Annotated in this window: 17 protein-coding genes; 6 read left to right on the forward strand and 11 right to left on the reverse strand. The window is 32.1% G+C overall.

All coding sequences use genetic code 11. The annotated features are described in order from the left end of the window. The first annotated feature begins 3 nt into the window (after nucleotides 1-3). Complete coding sequence (locus Q0050_RS03545; protein ID WP_298392630.1) at nucleotides 4-645, forward strand: dienelactone hydrolase family protein; 642 nt, start codon at nucleotides 4-6, stop codon at nucleotides 643-645. A gap of 43 nt (nucleotides 646-688) precedes the next feature. On the opposite strand, the gene Q0050_RS03550 is transcribed toward Q0050_RS03545, so the two are convergent. The 3 genes from Q0050_RS03550 to Q0050_RS03560 form a co-directional block, all read right to left on the reverse strand. Next, the gene (locus Q0050_RS03550; protein WP_298392631.1) at nucleotides 689-1,177 is read right to left on the reverse strand and encodes a hypothetical protein; all 489 of its coding nucleotides are present in this window, start codon (nucleotides 1,175-1,177) and stop codon (nucleotides 689-691) included. Between the two features lie 12 nt (nucleotides 1,178-1,189). Further along, nucleotides 1,190-1,600 carry a hypothetical protein gene (locus tag Q0050_RS03555; RefSeq protein ID WP_298392632.1) on the reverse strand — a complete coding sequence of 137 codons (411 nt, stop codon included), beginning with the start codon at nucleotides 1,598-1,600 and terminating at the stop codon, nucleotides 1,190-1,192. A gap of 175 nt (nucleotides 1,601-1,775) precedes the next feature. Next, nucleotides 1,776-2,540 (reverse strand): MBL fold metallo-hydrolase, encoded by a 765-nt coding sequence (locus tag Q0050_RS03560; protein WP_298392633.1) that lies wholly within the window; start codon nucleotides 2,538-2,540, stop codon nucleotides 1,776-1,778. Between the two features lie 124 nt (nucleotides 2,541-2,664). On the opposite strand from Q0050_RS03560, the gene Q0050_RS03565 reads away from it, so the two are divergent. The 4 genes from Q0050_RS03565 to Q0050_RS03580 all read left to right on the forward strand — a co-directional run bounded on the left by Q0050_RS03565 (nucleotide 2,665) and on the right by Q0050_RS03580 (nucleotide 6,605). Beyond that, nucleotides 2,665-4,128 (forward strand): TonB-dependent receptor, encoded by a 1,464-nt coding sequence (locus tag Q0050_RS03565; protein ID WP_298392634.1) that lies wholly within the window; start codon nucleotides 2,665-2,667, stop codon nucleotides 4,126-4,128. 216 nt (nucleotides 4,129-4,344) lie between these two features. Beyond that, nucleotides 4,345-5,679, forward strand: a complete 1,335-nt coding sequence (locus Q0050_RS03570) for a hypothetical protein (protein ID WP_298392635.1) — start codon at nucleotides 4,345-4,347, stop codon at nucleotides 5,677-5,679. A gap of 164 nt (nucleotides 5,680-5,843) precedes the next feature. Beyond that, complete coding sequence (locus tag Q0050_RS03575) at nucleotides 5,844-6,398, forward strand: DUF2975 domain-containing protein (RefSeq protein WP_298392636.1); 555 nt, start codon at nucleotides 5,844-5,846, stop codon at nucleotides 6,396-6,398. A gap of 3 nt (nucleotides 6,399-6,401) precedes the next feature. Continuing rightward, entirely contained in the window at nucleotides 6,402-6,605 is a 204-nt protein-coding gene (locus Q0050_RS03580) for a helix-turn-helix transcriptional regulator (RefSeq protein WP_298392637.1), read from the forward strand. 32 nt (nucleotides 6,606-6,637) lie between these two features. Here Q0050_RS03580 and bcp read toward each other — a convergent pair whose 3' ends face one another. After that, nucleotides 6,638-7,090 (reverse strand): thioredoxin-dependent thiol peroxidase, encoded by a 453-nt coding sequence (gene bcp / locus Q0050_RS03585; protein WP_298392638.1) that lies wholly within the window; start codon nucleotides 7,088-7,090, stop codon nucleotides 6,638-6,640. A 70-nt stretch (nucleotides 7,091-7,160) separates the two neighbouring features. On the opposite strand from bcp, the gene nth reads away from it, so the two are divergent. Then, nucleotides 7,161-7,829 (forward strand): endonuclease III, encoded by a 669-nt coding sequence (nth, locus tag Q0050_RS03590; RefSeq protein WP_298392639.1) that lies wholly within the window; start codon nucleotides 7,161-7,163, stop codon nucleotides 7,827-7,829. A gap of 16 nt (nucleotides 7,830-7,845) precedes the next feature. Here nth and Q0050_RS03595 read toward each other — a convergent pair whose 3' ends face one another. From Q0050_RS03595 to Q0050_RS03625, 7 genes are all read right to left on the reverse strand, one after another. Next, a complete protein-coding gene (locus Q0050_RS03595) occupies nucleotides 7,846-7,989 on the reverse strand; it encodes a hypothetical protein (RefSeq protein ID WP_298392640.1) in 144 nt (47 codons plus the stop codon). 50 nt (nucleotides 7,990-8,039) lie between these two features. Continuing rightward, nucleotides 8,040-8,624, reverse strand: a complete 585-nt coding sequence (locus Q0050_RS03600) for a sigma-70 family RNA polymerase sigma factor (protein ID WP_298392641.1) — start codon at nucleotides 8,622-8,624, stop codon at nucleotides 8,040-8,042. A gap of 248 nt (nucleotides 8,625-8,872) precedes the next feature. Beyond that, entirely contained in the window at nucleotides 8,873-10,567 is a 1,695-nt protein-coding gene (locus tag Q0050_RS03605; RefSeq protein WP_298392642.1) for a family 16 glycosylhydrolase, read from the reverse strand. A 10-nt stretch (nucleotides 10,568-10,577) separates the two neighbouring features. Further along, a complete protein-coding gene (locus Q0050_RS03610) occupies nucleotides 10,578-11,510 on the reverse strand; it encodes a glycosyl hydrolase family 17 protein (RefSeq protein ID WP_298392643.1) in 933 nt (310 codons plus the stop codon). A 10-nt stretch (nucleotides 11,511-11,520) separates the two neighbouring features. Then, entirely contained in the window at nucleotides 11,521-13,863 is a 2,343-nt protein-coding gene (locus tag Q0050_RS03615) for an MFS transporter (protein WP_298392644.1), read from the reverse strand. Nucleotides 13,864-13,875: 12 nt separating this feature from the next. Further along, nucleotides 13,876-15,369: a glycoside hydrolase family 30 protein gene (locus Q0050_RS03620; RefSeq protein WP_298392645.1), complete on the reverse strand. Its 1,494-nt coding sequence runs from the start codon at nucleotides 15,367-15,369 to the stop codon at nucleotides 13,876-13,878. A gap of 3 nt (nucleotides 15,370-15,372) precedes the next feature. After that, complete coding sequence (locus Q0050_RS03625; protein ID WP_298392646.1) at nucleotides 15,373-16,653, reverse strand: glycosyl hydrolase family 17; 1,281 nt, start codon at nucleotides 16,651-16,653, stop codon at nucleotides 15,373-15,375.

Raw genomic sequence — 16,653 nt, forward strand, 5'->3', positions numbered from 1 at the left:
ACAATGACATTACAACACTTAGTTCGTGAACCCAAAGTAAAAAAAGATAAAAATCCTTTATTATTATTGCTTCACGGATACGGTAGCAACGAAGAAGACTTGTTTTCTTTTGCTTCTGAATTGCCTGAAGAATATTACGTAATTTCTGCACGCGCACCTTATGATATGATGTACGGAAGTTATGCTTGGTATGCCATAAACTTTGATGCCGATGAAAATAAATTTTCAGATATCGAACAAGCGCAACAATCTCGAGATGTTATTGCAAATTTTATTGGTGAATTAGTAGAAAACTATGCTATCGATGCTGAAGATGTTACCTTAATCGGTTTTAGCCAAGGTTGTATTTTGAGTTACGCAATTGCAGTTTCTTATCCTAGCAAAGTGCAACGCGTTGTGGCAATGAGTGGTTATTTTAACGAAGAAATTGCAACAGCTAATTTCAAACAAAACAACTTATCTAAATTAAAAATATTTGCTTCTCACGGCAGTGTTGACCAAGTAGTTCCAGTAGATTGGGCAAGAAATTCTATTCCTAAGCTTAAAGATTTGGGAATTGACATCACTTATAAAGAATATCCTGTTGGTCACGGTGTGGCACCACAAAATTTCTATGATTTCAAAAATTGGTTGGAAAACAAATAAAAAAATGGCTCATTAAAAGTAATGAGCCATTTTTATATACTATTTATTCACCTTCTTCTGGATTATCGCTTCCGGTTACTTTATTTCCTATTTCGCCATCGCCGGAATAAATTACTACACCAGCTTTTTTAAGTACGTAGCCTTTCCAAGGAACTAATTGATAGTCTTCAAAAATCCACGGTTTACCTTCGGCACTTCTTGTTAAAATGAACGATTTTTCATCGGGCATAAAAACTTCGGCTTTGTCTCCATTTTCATTAAACAAGACATAAGCACATAATGTTACATCTTCGGTAGCAATATTATCCGATGGATTTAATTGAATTCCTGTGAAAGCTCGCACACATTCTTTATTCAATTTCGACCAAGTATATCCAGCAGAAGCCAAACATCCGTTTTCATCTTGATCTGCTCCTAAAATTGTTGAATCCTTTGCTTCGGGTTTTATTTCTTCTTCTTCCTTAACATCTTGTTGTTTACAAGAAACTAAAGCGGTCATTATAAAGAAAACTATAGCTATTTTTTTAATCATAATCAAATGGTATTAATATTCCTCTTTAGGATAAATAAATGTATCCATTAATTGAAACGAAATTTTTCCTTTGTCATCAATAAAATATTTCAATAAAACATCACCCCAATAAGTTCCGTCACTATAATTTGCAACAATCCAGCGGTGGTTCAGTATTTTTATTTTATTGATAATAAATTTTTGAGTACCCAACTTTTCTTGACCTGTATAACTATTTCCTTCTGGACTATCATTATAGGCTAGCAAAGCTTCTTTTATTTGTGGTACTAATTTAGTAACGTCTTTTCCTTCAAAATAGTTTTGAGCATACTCATTTTTTTCTAAAGAAAAACTATCGGCATCACTTAATTGATTTACTAGCAATGCAATAGTATCTTTTGCGCTTTTTTCATTTGACAAACTAATACTTTTTTCGTGTGCCATTTTCCTGTTATAATACATATAAGTAAAAGAACCAATCAAGGAAGAACAAATAAATAAGTACAAATACAATTGTCTTTTCATCTCTTTAAAATTTTAATTTTTAACGGTCAAATCCAAGCCGTTTTCTTATAACTAATGCTAATTGAATCTATTTCTACAGATTTGATTTCGATTATTAAATAGAAATTTCTAAATTATCGTAGGCCAAAAAAACATTTTCTGGCAACTTTTGTTGAACCTCTTCGTGAAAACCCAATAAATGACTTATGTGCGTTAAATAGGTTTTTTCAGGCTGTACCAAAGTTACAAAATCTAAAGCATCTTGCAAACTAAAATGTGAATGATGTGCTTCTTCACGCAAGGCATTAATAACCAATACCTTTACGCCTTTTATCTTTTCAATTTCTGCAGATTCTATTGTTTTTACATCGGTTAAATAGGCAAAATCATTAATTCTATAGCCAAAAACTTGAAGGTTTCCGTGCATTGCATCAATAGGAATAATATTAAAACTACCAATTTCAAAATTAGTATTGTTAAACACCTCGATTGGTTGAACCGATGGCGCACCTGGATATTTATTCTCGGTTTCAAAAACATAATCAAATCGCTTTTTCAAATTTTGAATAACGCGTTGGTGTGCATAAATTGGAATTTCGCCTTGACGAAAATTAAAAGGTCTGATATCATCTATTCCTGCAGTGTGATCAGAATGTTCGTGGGTGAAAAGAAGTGCATCTATTTGCGAACATTTGGCGGTTAACATTTGCTGTCTAAAATCGGGACCACAATCAATAACAATAGAATTTTCTTCATTGTGAATCCATACAGAAACTCGTAAACGCTTGTCTTTTAAATCATCACTTAAACAAACCGGATGATTGCTGCCAATAACCGGAATACCTTGAGAAGTGCCTGTACCTAAAAAATAAATTTTCATTTAGCACGATTTTTGTTATACCAATTCTAAAAAAATAGTAGATGTTAATTTTGTACAAAAATAGCACTATTTATCTTTTAATACCGCAATCGTTTTAGTAACTTTGCAATGTATATTAATGATTATGGGAAATAACGGACTAGATATTAAGTTAAAAGGAGACAAAGTAATTGAGCAAATTCCGTCTTTAAAAGACAAGGCGCTTCGAATTAATTTGAACGAAAATATTTATGGAACTTTTGCAGAAATTGGTGCCGGACAAGAAACTGTGCGTCACTTTTTTAGATCTGGAGGTTCTTCTGGAACAATAGCTAAGGCAATGTCTGCTTATGACAAAGATTTTAGCGACGCCATTTATGGTATTGAAAGCGACGGACGTTATGTTACAGAAAGTCGTCTTAAAAAAATGCTTACGCACGAGGTTGATTTGATAGAAAAACGTTTGGACCGAGAAAAACATCCCAACAAAATGTTTTTTAGTTATGCCAATACTGTAGCAACTATTGATTTTGCTAAGCAATTTAAAGGTCACGGTTGGGTCGGAATTAAATACCAAATCGAACCAGACGAAGACTACAACGAAATTATACTTCACATTCGTTTTAAAGAAACTGATGCTCGTTTGCAACAAGAAACTTTGGGAATTCTTGGAGTAAATTTAATTTATGGTGCCTATTATAAATACAATGATCCGAAAAAGTTGTTGCGCTATTTATATGACCATTTAGATAAAGATCAATTAGAAATTGATACCATCAACTTTTCAGGACCACGTTTTGCAAATGTGGACAACCGATTGATGAGTTTGCAGTTAGTTAAAAATGGAATGACTGATGCCGTAATGTTTGGTCCTGATGGAAAAAACATACTTCCAGCGGCTGTACTTTACAAAAAAAATATCTTAGCATTAAGAGGAAGTTTCCGTCCGGTTACGAAAGTAAATATGGATATGTATCAGAAATCACTCGAAATGTTTGTTCAAGAAAATAAGGTTGATAGAGAAAATACGTTTGTTATCTTTGAAATTACACTTTCGAACTTACGTTCTGAAGGAGAAATTGATGAACGTGATTTTATGGACAGAGCTGAGTTATTGTGCTCACTCGGACAAACAGTGATGATTTCTAATTTCCAAGAATATTATAAAGTGGTTGAGTATTTTTCAAGTTATACCAAAGCTCGTATGGGATTAGTTATGGGTGTAAATAACTTAATTGATATTTTTGACGAAAAATACTACCGTCACTTAAGCGGTGGAATACTTGAAGCATTTGGAAAATTATTCTATCGAGATTTAAAGGTTTACTTATATCCGATGGAAGATGATGATCAAATCATTACATCACAAAACTTGAAAGTACACCCACGAATGAAAGAGTTGTATAAATTCTTCGCCTACAATGGAAAAGTAGTTGATGTACCAGTAAATGATAAAGAAAATTTAAAAATATTCTCAAGAGAAGTTTTAAAAATGATCAATAGCGGCACACCAGGATGGGAAAAAATGTTGCCTTACGGAACAGCCGATTTAATTAAACACCATCAATTGTTTGGTTATGATCCAAACAAAGTACTTGAAGAAGCTTAATAAATGAAATCCTTGGTTTAGTTACTAAGGATTTTTTTTATATTTTTGATAATAAGTTTTTATTAACAATTTCGCTGGAATATTATGAAAATTCTGCTAAACTTTATAACTCTATTTTTTTATATTTTTTCATATGGACAACTAACTTATCAGAGGAATTTAATTTCAAATAGAACCAATAAAGTAGTAAATAAAATTGTCCAGATTAATGAATTAATGGATTCAGCTGTTTATTCAAGCGGTACAAGACCAAAACAATGGGATAATTTTGAAGAACTAATAAATATTGCAACAAAAAGTGAATTGTTAGAGTTAACTAATCACCCTAACGGAGTAGTAAGATGCTACGCATTTTGGGCATTAAGTAACAGAACTGACGTAGATTTATTTGCAATATTAAAAAATCACTTAAATGATTATGAATTAGTTAATACACAATTTGGTTGCATTGGAAATCAAGAAATGGTTGGAGATTTTTACATTCAAATGTCTGAGCCAAACGAATATGAACCAGAAGCAAGAAAAATAACATATAAGGAATTGTCTAAGTTAGACAGTCTACTTATTTACAAACCAAATAAACTTAATTCTAGATATAGTGCTATAGCTCGTTCTGAACCAACTGAAAAACTTTATCTAAAAATAAAAGAACTAGTCGTTAATGAGAAGAATGCAAGCGCATTAGTTACATTAGCAAAATATAAAAATGTCCAAGACATTGAAATTATCAAAAATTTTAAAGAAGCAACAAAAGATGAAGAAGATGGCTACTTTTATACATACATTGCAATCAGTGAGTTTCCAAGATTAGAATTTATACCTTTATTAGAACATAACTTAAGAAAAACTTTAGATAAAACGCATTTTAGTGGAGAATGGAGTGAGCTTTACAAAGCAATAGCAAGCTACAAAAATGAAAAAGCTATAGAATTACTTGAAATTCCATTTACAAAAGTTCAACATCAGGACATAAAAAAATATCATATAGATTTTGTTTTTGATGCAATTTTAGAATTTCAAGACCCATTATATGATAAATTATTATGGAAAATTTGGGAAGAGGAAAATCAAAGAACATTGCAATCTTATAAATATCTTTTCTCTTTAAATCCTGCAAAAGCATATGAATTGACAAAAAGAGAGTTAATTGAAAACTATCAAATTCAAAAATCTGATTTCATTCCAAATATAAGCAACATTGAAGATTCAGAAAATTTTGATGAATATATGCTAAATATTATTATCGCTAATGATAAACAATTGTCAGATAAAATTATTTATTATCAAATTGAAACCGCTAATGTGCATAATTTACCAATATATACTTCAAAAGTTAATAAGCAAAATATATTTGTAAAAGCTTTATTCAATAGGTTAGAAAATGCTGATAATCCACATATTTATCTAAATCTTGTAAAAACATTAATTGATTTTAAAAGCTCAGACATCAATAATAATATTTTGGAAGTAAGAAAGCATAATAAAAGTATGAATGAAAATTGGGGTGGTGAAGCATTAGATGAGCTGTTGAAAAAAAATGAAATTCATTAGAACTACATATTCTATAGAGTTTTGCAAAAACCGGTTTTGTTAAATTATATTTATAAACTAAAAACACTTCGAATCAATAAAAATAAAACGTTAAAAAATAAATATTTATTGTTTTTCAATAAATAGTTCTATATTTGTACCATAATTAATAAAATCAAACAATTATGGAAATCAAAATTACTACCAAGCAAATACTAAATGTTTTATACATTTTATCGTGGCTTATCTTTGTTGGCATTTGTATCGATACTGGAGGCATTTTATCTAATGCGATTTATGCCTTCTTTTTTAACCCAGTTATTGCAAAAAATTTTTGGAGTGGGTTAGATTTGTCATCACTTTATGAATTTGATAAAGGTTACTTTTTGGTACAAACTTCTTTAATGTCTATTGTTGGTATAATGAAAGCAATTATGTTTTATCTAATTATAAAATTAATACACGATAAAAAATTAAATCTTTTACAACCTTTTAGTAATGAAGTTAGAAAATTCATCTTCACTTTGACTTTTTTGACTTTTGGTATTGGATTATTCTCAAGTTGGGCAATGAACTATTCGGAATGGTTTAAAAGTAAAGGTGTAATAATGCCTGAGATTCATCTGCAAAAAATTGATGGCGCTGGCGTGTGGTTGTTTATGAGTGTTGTCTTATTAATAATAGCGCAAATATTTAAAAGAGGAATAGAAATTCAAGAAGAAAACGAACTAACTGTATAAGCTATGCCCATAATTGTAAACCTCGACGTAATGATGGCTAAAAGAAAAATGTCATTGAATGAACTTTCTGAAAAAGTTGATTTGACTTTAGCCAATCTTTCTATACTCAAAACAGGAAAGGCGAAGGCAGTTCGTTTTAGCACGCTAGAAGCGATTTGTAAAGCATTAGAATGTCAACCAGCCGATTTATTAGAATATAAAGAATAAAAAAAAGCCTCGAAATTATCGAGGCTTTTTTGCTATTTTAATATTTGTGACGCGTGCACTTTGGTTTTTACATCGGAAATAACATCTGCAATGATACCATTTTCATCAATTACGAAAGTTGTTCTGTGAATACCGTCATATTCTTTTCCCATAAACTTTTTTGGGCCCCAAACACCAAAAGCTTGAATGACTGATTTGTCTTCATCTGCCAAAAGTGGAAATGGAAAATCAAATTTTTCTTTGAATTTGAATTGGGCTTTTTCGCTGTCTGCGCTAACACCAAGAAGTGCATAATTATTGGCTTGAAAACGCTCGAAATTATCTCTTAAATCACACGCTTCGGCGGTACATCCTGGTGTGTTCGCCTTTGGATAAAAGAAAACTACAAGTTTTTTACCTTGATAATCTGCTAATGAATGAAGATTTCCGTCTTGATCTTTTCCTGAAAAGTTGGGAGCTTTATCGCCTATTTTTAAATTTGTCATTTTTTATCGGTATTGAATTTTGCAATTGAAATTGAAATTGATTTACTTTACATTTCAAATTTAGTTAAAAATGACCAAAAAAGAGCGTGTAACGTTTGTTATAAATACGTTAAAAGAACTATATCCTTCTATTCCAATTCCGCTAGACCACAAAGATCCTTATACTTTATTGATTGCAGTATTGCTTTCTGCACAGTGCACTGACGTTCGTGTAAATCAAATTACGCCGCTGTTATTTGCGAAAGCTGATAATCCGTTTGATATGATAAAAATGAGTGTTGATGAGATTAAAGAAATCATTCGTCCGTGTGGTTTATCGCCAATGAAATCAAAAGGAATTCACGGATTATCGCATATTTTAATTGATAAATATAACGGTGAAGTTCCGCAAAGTTTTGAAGCTCTTGAAGCGCTTCCAGCTGTTGGTCACAAAACTGCTAGCGTTGTAATGAGCCAAGCTTTTGGTGTTCCAGCATTTCCTGTTGATACGCACATCCATAGATTAATGTACCGATGGAATTTAACTTCGGGTAAAAATGTGGTTCAAACCGAAAAAGATGCAAAAGCAATCTTTCCTAAAGAAGTTTGGAATGATTTACACTTACAAATCATTTGGTACGGACGAGAATATTCACCAGCAAGAGGTTGGGATTTAGAAAAAGACATCATCACCAAAACTGTTGGAAGAAAAGATATTCTAAAAGAATTTGATAAAAAAATATCGCGCCAAGTTAAATAAAACTTGACGCGATATGTTAATTAGCAAGGAGTTCGAAGTTCATATTACCTGCTTTAACTATTTTTAAAGCTTTAGAATAATTAAGTATGAAATTAATTGTTTCTTTTTTAGGTAACATTTTAGTATTTGCTAATGGTTTTTTAGAGTAAAGTTTTGCCATAGAGTAATTTAAATTATACTACTATAACGTTATAACTTTATCTTTATTGTTTAATTAGTCAAAATAATTTGATTTTTTTCAATTAATTTTCTCAAATTCATTAGTGCGTAGCGCATTCTACCCAGTGCTGTGTTAATGCTTACGCCTGTTAACTCGGCAATTTCATTAAAACTCAAATCTTGATAGATTCTCATAGTCAACACTTCTTTTTGATCTTCAGGAAGTTGTTTTATAATTTTCTGCAAATCTTTTTCGATACTTTCTGTAATGATTCTACCTTCAACGTTCATTGAATTATCGGTTAGAATTGAAAAAATTGAAAAATCTTCGGTTTCGCGAAGCATTGGCATTTTTTTATTTTTTCTATAGTGATCTACAACTAAATTATGTGAAATACGCATAACCCACGGTAGAAATTTACCTTCTTCGTTATAAGAATTAGATTTTAAGGTTTTTATTACCTTAATAAAGGTATCTTGAAAAATGTCGTCAGCTACATCGCGATCTGCCATTTTGGAATAAATAAATCCATAAATTTTAGACTGATGTCTGTTGATTAATACAGCCAATGCGCTTTCGTCGCCGGCTATATAATTCTTTACCAATAAAGCGTCTGGAATTTGAATAGTAGCCATAAAATTACCTTTTAGTTTTGGGTTAAAAAATCGTAATGTTTTTTCTAAAAGTAATTTTTTGCGATAGGCGACTGTTAAGATTTAATTAATTTATAGCCAAATGTAACATAAACTTTTCTTAATATGCAAATAAAATTTGAAAATTTAACATAAAAAATACAATAAATTCTGAAAAGCACCGTAAAAACGGCAAAAAGCCTCACAAGAAAAATGTTCATATGAGGCTTTAGAAAAACTAAAAATGACTTTTATCTTACAATCAATTTTCTAGTACTTTTTTTGTTTCCAGAATAAACTTCTAACAAATAGATTCCTTGTGAAAGTGTTTTTACATCAACTTTATTTGTATCATTATTGGTATCAATAATTAAATTACCAAGCAAATTGTACACTTTTACTTGATCAATTGGTGTTGAAGCTGTAATTTCTATAAAATCATCAACTGGATTTAGAATCGAAAAATCTTCAATTTCAGAGGCATCTAATTGTAATGCACAATTATTTCCTACTACATAAGAATAATAAGATGTCACCGATAAACCACCTGAACAAGCAAATTTTACTGCGTAATTAATTGTAGAACCCAGAGTTTGACCTGTTATAGTCTTAGTAAAAATATTTCCGGAAACATTTGTCATTTGAGTTTCAGAAAACGGCGACTGCTTCCAAAGAAAAGCAACCACGCCTACTCTATTAGTGTCTAACAGTTCAAAAGTTATTTTTACATCGGTTCCTAATGTTTCAAAAGCATAATTATATCCAGCAGAAAATGAACCGGATTGTGCCACTGTACTAGAACCCGAACATCCAATCACGCCTGTAGTTGTTGCGTTAAGATTTATAGGATTTGATACAAAGTTATTTCCAGCCACATCACTTGCTGACACTGAAAAATTGTAAGTAGTATTAGAATTCAAATTTGGAACAACAACCGATTTTTGAATACCAGATTGATTTGCAACGGTTATAGTTCCGCCCGAATAATTTATTGTATAAGTTACATTACCTGAATTGTCATCAGCATTTAACAATAATTCAATCGAAGAACTAGTTACTGCGCCAACCGATGCTGTAAAGTTAGATGGCGCTTGTGTATCAACTAAAGTATTTTGATATACTCTCACATAGTCAATTTCCATACTTGTTTGAGTAAAATTACTAGGAATAGTTCCTGCAATTCCTCCCATAGCAATATTTAACAATAGATACTGTTCTGCATTGAATGGCCAATTATTTGGTGTTTTTACTGCAGGATTATAAGTGTAAAAAGCTACACCATCTAATAAAAAAGTAATTTGATAAGGTGACCAATTCATAGAATACACGTGAAAATCTGAACCTAAATTATTAGCAATTGTTCCACCAATATTCATCGTGTTACCAAAGGAAGAAGGCGTGTGAAGAGCACTTTGAACGTAATTTGTTGGTTGCGATGGTGTAATTCCGTGTTCCATAATATCAATTTCACCACACGCTGGCCAACTTACAGTGCCATTTGTTGCATCAAAAAAGCCTCCGTCTTCATTTACGTTTTTACCCAACATCCACAAAGCCGGCCAAGTACCTTGGTTTGTTGGAACTTTAGCTCTAATATCCACTCTTCCATAAAGAAAAGCAAATTTAGAATTCAATCTAGCCGATGTATATTGCTTTGTGACTCCTTGATTGGTATAAGGTTCTTTTTTAGCTGTGATACTTAAAAATCCGTTGTTTACAGAAGAATTGGTTAGTTGATCGGTATAATGTTGAACTTCGCCATTAAACCAACTTCCGCCAGCTGGCAACTGCGTTTGATGGTGCCACTTTGTTGGATTAACAACACCGTTGGTATCAAATTCATCGGACCACACTAAATTGTTGTAAACTACATCTACTTGAGATAAAGCAACTTGTGTCGTCAGAAAAAAGACTAGTATTTTTAATAAATTTGAGACTTTTCTCATTTTATTTTATTTAATATTTTAATTTTTCGTTTTTATCCCAAATACCCCAATGCGCCCCAACTTCACCTTCTGGTCCAGTTTTCCAAGATTCATCAAAAGAAGAAAAGTAGAAAATATCTATATTATTATGTTTGGACCAATGTTGCGTATTGAGAAAATACTTTAATGCATTAGTTCTCGACGGATGAGATTCTTTAAGACTTTCACCGTGACTAGGCCAACCTGTTTCCGTAATAATTACTTTTTTGCCTTGCGCGGCATGTAATGCTTGATGATACATTTGTTTCATATGATCTAACGAATAATCGCTAGGACAGCCTTCCCAAAAAGGATAACAATTTGATAAAATAACATCGCAAGCCTCAGTAATTCTTGGTTTTATTGTGAACTCATAGTAAGCATCAACATACCCTACAGGAATATGTTTCGGAATGGCAACTTTTACTTTTTCGATAAAAACAAGTAATTCTTCTTCTGATAAATCTTTTCGGTACATCACTTCATTTCCAACGGCAGCGATGTCTACATAACCTTGATTGGCTAATTCAATTAGACCTTCGATTTCTTTTTGATTTACTTCATCATCATTACCTAACCAAGCACCAACAAGAGTTTTAATTCCTAATTCACGTGCAATTTTTGGTATGAACTCGTTTCCCTCTGTACACGAAAAAGAGCGAACCCATTTGGTGTAAGGAGCAATAATTTGCATTCTACGTCTAACTTGCTCTTCTGAAATAATATCACCCGGTTTTTGTCCGTCTTCGTATAAACTAAAACACAAGCCGTGCATACCTTCCTTTAAAGTATCTGAAAATAGAGTAACCAAATTAGATTCTGATTGTGATGAAAAATCCAATCCTTTAAAATCATCTTTTGCTGCAAGTCCATCTTCATTTTTAAAATCAGAAAGATGAAAACTATATTCTGTTCTATTTGACATTGTTTCCTAACTATTTTAGATTTTCATTTTTATCCCATAATCCCCAAGAAGTTCCTACTTCACCTTCTTGAGTCGATTTCCAAGATTCGTCAAATGATGAAAAATGGAATAAATCAATAGTATTATTTTTTGCCCATTTTTGAGAAGATATAAAATATTTCTTCGCATTGATTTCAGAAGGAATTGCTCTTTCAACTTTCTCACCTTTACTAGGCCAACCTGTTTCAGAAATTATTATTTTCTTTCCTTGGGCTACATTTTGAGTTACTTCCATCATATTTTGCAAATAAGATGTTGTATAGTCAATAGATGCACCTTCCCAAAACGGATAAAAATTAACTAGGAGTAAATCACAATTTGAAATTAAATTAGGTCGGTCTAAAAATTGATAATAGGCATCAACATAACCAACTTGTATATTTGGTAATGCTTCTTTGACTCTTTTTATGTAGATAATAAGTTCTTGTTCTGAAATTTCGTTACGATGTAATACCTCATTTCCAACAACCGCAATATCCACTGAACCTGCATTAGCTAATTGAATTAAATTTTCAATTTCTTTATCATTTCTTGCTTTATCATCACTAATCCAAGCACCAACTATAGTTTTCAATCCATTTTGTTTTGCAAGATTTGGAATTAGTTCATTACCTTCTGTACATGAAAATGTTCGAATCCATTTGGTGTAAGGCGCGATAATATCTAATCTTCTTTTTATTTGATCGGAAGAAATACTATCGCCAGCTTTTTGAATTTCAGTATATGGACTAAAACAAAGTCCGTGTATACCAGCATTTAAAACTTCGGAATGCAGAGTATTTATTTCGCTTGCACTTTGGGTGTTTAATTCATTATCAATAGCCGTATTTAAAGAACCATTTTTTAATAAGGAAACTAACTTTCCTGGAAGATAGGCAGAAGATTGTGCACTTGTTTTTCCTTTTCGTTTGTCTAAAAGATCTCGAACTGCTCTGGCTTTGGCTTCGTCAATATCATAATTTCTCATTACCCAAATTGCACTCAATGTACCAAGAATTGGAACTCCTACAAAGAATATTCGTAGCCAAAACATAGTTTCATCGGTTTGTGTAGCAGCATTGGACTGAAATGCAACTAAAGAAAGAATTAATCCACTTAACAAACCTGCAACAGCAGTTCCAAATTTCACCATCCACCAATAAATAGCGCCTAAACTTCCTTCTCTTCTTTTTCCCGTGTTGAGTTCATCAATATCTATTACATCGGAAGTCATCGACATCATTAAGGTAAACAAGCTTCCAATTCCGAAGGAGAAAAATGGCAATGCAAATAAAAACAGATATGGTTTTCCTGGAACAAATAAGACAAAAAGCAATATATAACCGATTACAGAAATACCTTGAGATAATAAGAAAGCTTTCTTTTTTCCCATCGTTTTTGACATTCTTGCAACGATAGGAATAACCACAACGGTAGTAATAATTGCTCCTACACATCCAAATAAAGTTGGCCATAATCCGAAACCATCTTCGTTTCCTTTAAACAAATAATATTTGATGATAAAATACGAAAATGCTGCTGTAGTTTGAAAAGCATTAAAAATTAAGAAAGTAGCAATACAAATTTTCCTAAATGGTTTAATTTCGATGGAAGCTTTCAATCCTTCTTTAATTTCGCCAAAACTTCCGAGGATTCCTTTTAAATCAATTGGACTATAATCTTCGTTGAGTGTAGATTTACTTGGAATAAAAAATGCTGGAATTGCTGCTAAAATGGCGCAACCTATTGCCACATATACAGCTAAGGTTCTTACAGCCACATCACCAGATGGAAACAATGATTTATCTGCCATTATAACCCAAAACCATGGTGCAACAACCCAAGCCAACTGACCTATAAGTTGCGAAGTAGCCATAATATTGGTTCGTTCGTGAAAATCATCACTCATTTCGTAACCCATTGCAACATAAGGAATACTGAATATGGTCAAACCTGAATAAAAAATCAATGAAATCACCAAAAAGTACCAAAAATTGTATGTTACACCGTTTTCAGCATATAATTGCCACATTAATGCAAATGAAATTCCTAGAATAATTGCTCCAGCTAGTACATATTGTCTTCTTCTTCCCCATTTTGACTTGGTATTATCACTCACATAACCCATTATCAAATCAAACAAAGCATCATAAAACTTTGGAATAAAATAAGTTAAACCTAACAATAATCCACTAAACCCCAATTGTTCGACTAATACAACTGTAAAAATTCCTAAAGCAGCAGGAAACATTTGGTTGGCAAGCATACCTAATCCAAAGGCAATTTTTTGACCCATTGGAACTTTTCCAGAAGAACTTGAAGTAGTGTTTGACATAAAAATTATAGTTTAGTTTGGTTTGATTATTATAGTTTGTAATGCATTTTTTTGAATTGAAACAAGTTTTGATTGCTTGTTCAAATTTATTTCGATGGTATATTGATTATCCGATGGATTAAAAACTACTAAAGCTATGCTTCCATCAGGGTTTTTTACAGCTGTGGCTACAACATCTTTTGTATCTATTTTACAACCAATTTTAACAGCACCAGGACGCATAAACTTGCTAAAATGAGCCATTGTATAATATAAAGGTGTAAAATAAATTTCATCTTTTTCAGGATCAACTATCACTGGAGCGACGCACCAATTCTTGAACCAATTTGGTCCGCCTTGTTTATCTAGAACCATATTCCAATCAATCCAACCGTCGACCCAATTATTAAGACATCCGATAATGTCGTTAGCATATCGATGAACAGGTGCATATTTTGGATGTAAATATTTTTCTTTTTCACTTGCCCAATCCCAACCCCAATCCGTGGCTTCTTTTTTCCAATACCAAGCATCGTCGCGCCAATGTGGAATTTCAGAATCGACACAACCTTCGGTTTCAATTAGGAATTTATTAGGTGCTTTTTTGTGAGCATATTGTAAATCGTCTGGGAAAACTTCATAGGTACTTTCATACCAATGGATAGCCATTCCGTCAAAATATTTAGAGGTGCTTTCATCTTTATACATTTCGTTTGCCCATTCTTTGATTCCTGCTCGATTTTGGTCATATCCAAGTATCTTGACATTTCCCCAACCGTCTTTTTCTAATTTTGGTCCCATTTGCTTCATTACAAAATCAGTCATTTCTTTTGGAGAGAAAAGAGTACTTTCCCAATTATTTCCATTTCCGTGCGGTTCGTTTATAACGGTTACACCCCAAATATCAATACCTTCTTTTTTGTACGCATCTAAATATTTAGAAAAATACAAAGCAAAAACATCATTGTATCTTGGTAACAATTTCCCACCGATATAACTGTTGTTATCTTTCATCCAAGGCGGACAAGACCAAGGTGACGCAACGATTTTAAAACCATCTTTAGAAATAGCTTTTGCCTCAAGAATCATCGGAATCAAATCAGCTTTATCATCTTCTATTGTAAAATGCTCTAAAGTCATATCATCAACAACCTTGGCATACGTATAATTATTCAATGAAAAATCGCAAGACGCAATGTGTGTACGTGTTAACGAATAATTTGCTCCACTTTCACTAAAATATGCATCTAATATTTTCTTACGGTTTTCTTTACCTAATTTGTTTAATAAATAAGCCGATGCTTCTGTAAAAGAACCACCAATACCGGTAATAGTTTGAAACTTTTCCTCCTCATTTAATTGTACGGTAACTTTCTTTTCATTTGTAGAAAATTCATCAATTTTGGTTAAAGAATTACCAGACTCAGAAGTTTCATAAACCTTAATATCTAAGGCAGTTTGACCACTTTTACAATTGTACATTGTGCCAATTATTAGAATGAAAAATAGGTATTTAAATAGTTTCATAGGTTAATGACTTGGTGGAATTTGAACCGTTTTCATCAACAGTTCTTCACTTCCGTTAAAAGTTTTTACAATACTATTTCCATTACGTTTTAATGATTTCAAAGAAAAACTGTTTTCCCACAAAGCGAATTTTACTTTGCCATCTACTGTAATAAGTCCGAAATGATTTTCAGAACCCTTTGGATTGCCGCTATCTTTCCAAGGTTCGTCAAAGGCTTCAAAGAAAAAACAAGAAATTCCTTCTTTATCGGTCCAATTTCGCATTGCCTTATAATATGAAGCTTGTTTATATTCATCAGATGCTTTAGATCCTTCATTGCCATAAAAACCATCGGAGTTTGAAGCCCATCCTGTTTCTCCAATGTGAATTGGTTTACTTGGATTGATGCTTCGAACATAATTTTTTACCGTATTATATTGATTTTTAGCAAACTCTACAGAACGATTCATTGCGGCGTTCACCTTTTCAATTTCAGAAAATGAAGCTTCGTTTGCCGGTACTTTCCAAAAATTTGGATTATAATGTGAATTGTGATAAGGATAGGTATGCATTGAAACATAATCAACAGCATTAACTAAGGCTTCTAAATCTTTGGTTTTATAGCTTTCGTCAAGTCCACCCCAAGAAGCAAAATCATCTGATGAAGTAATCCACAAATTTTGATCTAACTTATTTTCTTTTTTGAGATTTTGAAGGTGATTTACCCATTTCAAAATAACATTGGCTTGCACAAAGTAGCTGGTTGCCCATTTTACCATTGCTTCATTTCCAACAGCAAGAATTTTTATAATATCAGGATATTGATTGGCTAAACGAACCGCTTCCTTTATCTCAACTTCATTTCGTTCACTTTCTTCAAAATGATTTGGTTCTTGATTGGTCCAAGCATTTTTGCAATCAATCCAAGCTCCTAACATTACATACATTTCAAAATTAGCATCCTCTTTTTTTAATTCTTGAATTGCTTTTAAAACTGTTGAAGCTTCCGCTAAATGAACATTATACGTTCGAATAACTTTAATATTTAAGGCCGATAATATTCGTAAATCTTCTTTGACTTCTTCAGTTGTTGGTTGAATATCTCTAGAGTTTTGTCGATAACCACCATAACAAATGGCTGAGTACTTTGGATTTCCTAAAATATCTTTTGCAGTCACTTCTTTATATTTTGTTTTTACTTCTCTTGAATGGGCTGATTTACACGAAAATTGAGCACATAACACAACTCCTAAAACTATACTTTTTAGAATTTTGGATAATGATATGTGACTTGAAATTCTCAT

Origin of the sequence: Flavobacterium sp. (assembly GCF_027483985.1) — a bacterium.
Lineage (GTDB): Bacteria > Bacteroidota > Bacteroidia > Flavobacteriales > Flavobacteriaceae > Flavobacterium.

What these genes read in the sequence shown, in the direction of transcription:
- Q0050_RS03545 (WP_298392630.1), top strand. Translation starts at nt 4, where the DNA reads ATGACATTACAACACTTAGTTCGTGAACCCAAAGTAAAAAAAGATAAA.
- Q0050_RS03550 (WP_298392631.1), bottom strand. Translation starts at nt 1,177, where the DNA reads ATGATTAAAAAAATAGCTATAGTTTTCTTTATAATGACCGCTTTAGTT.
- Q0050_RS03555 (WP_298392632.1), bottom strand. Translation starts at nt 1,600, where the DNA reads ATGGCACACGAAAAAAGTATTAGTTTGTCAAATGAAAAAAGCGCAAAA.
- Q0050_RS03560 (WP_298392633.1), bottom strand. Translation starts at nt 2,540, where the DNA reads ATGAAAATTTATTTTTTAGGTACAGGCACTTCTCAAGGTATTCCGGTT.
- Q0050_RS03565 (WP_298392634.1), top strand. Translation starts at nt 2,665, where the DNA reads ATGGGAAATAACGGACTAGATATTAAGTTAAAAGGAGACAAAGTAATT.
- Q0050_RS03570 (WP_298392635.1), top strand. Translation starts at nt 4,345, where the DNA reads ATGGATTCAGCTGTTTATTCAAGCGGTACAAGACCAAAACAATGGGAT.
- Q0050_RS03575 (WP_298392636.1), top strand. Translation starts at nt 5,844, where the DNA reads ATGGAAATCAAAATTACTACCAAGCAAATACTAAATGTTTTATACATT.
- Q0050_RS03580 (WP_298392637.1), top strand. Translation starts at nt 6,402, where the DNA reads ATGCCCATAATTGTAAACCTCGACGTAATGATGGCTAAAAGAAAAATG.
- bcp (WP_298392638.1), bottom strand. Translation starts at nt 7,090, where the DNA reads ATGACAAATTTAAAAATAGGCGATAAAGCTCCCAACTTTTCAGGAAAA.
- nth (WP_298392639.1), top strand. Translation starts at nt 7,161, where the DNA reads ATGACCAAAAAAGAGCGTGTAACGTTTGTTATAAATACGTTAAAAGAA.
- Q0050_RS03595 (WP_298392640.1), bottom strand. Translation starts at nt 7,989, where the DNA reads ATGGCAAAACTTTACTCTAAAAAACCATTAGCAAATACTAAAATGTTA.
- Q0050_RS03600 (WP_298392641.1), bottom strand. Translation starts at nt 8,624, where the DNA reads ATGGCTACTATTCAAATTCCAGACGCTTTATTGGTAAAGAATTATATA.
- Q0050_RS03605 (WP_298392642.1), bottom strand. Translation starts at nt 10,567, where the DNA reads ATGAGAAAAGTCTCAAATTTATTAAAAATACTAGTCTTTTTTCTGACG.
- Q0050_RS03610 (WP_298392643.1), bottom strand. Translation starts at nt 11,510, where the DNA reads ATGTCAAATAGAACAGAATATAGTTTTCATCTTTCTGATTTTAAAAAT.
- Q0050_RS03615 (WP_298392644.1), bottom strand. Translation starts at nt 13,863, where the DNA reads ATGTCAAACACTACTTCAAGTTCTTCTGGAAAAGTTCCAATGGGTCAA.
- Q0050_RS03620 (WP_298392645.1), bottom strand. Translation starts at nt 15,369, where the DNA reads ATGAAACTATTTAAATACCTATTTTTCATTCTAATAATTGGCACAATG.
- Q0050_RS03625 (WP_298392646.1), bottom strand. Translation starts at nt 16,653, where the DNA reads ATGAGAATTTCAAGTCACATATCATTATCCAAAATTCTAAAAAGTATA.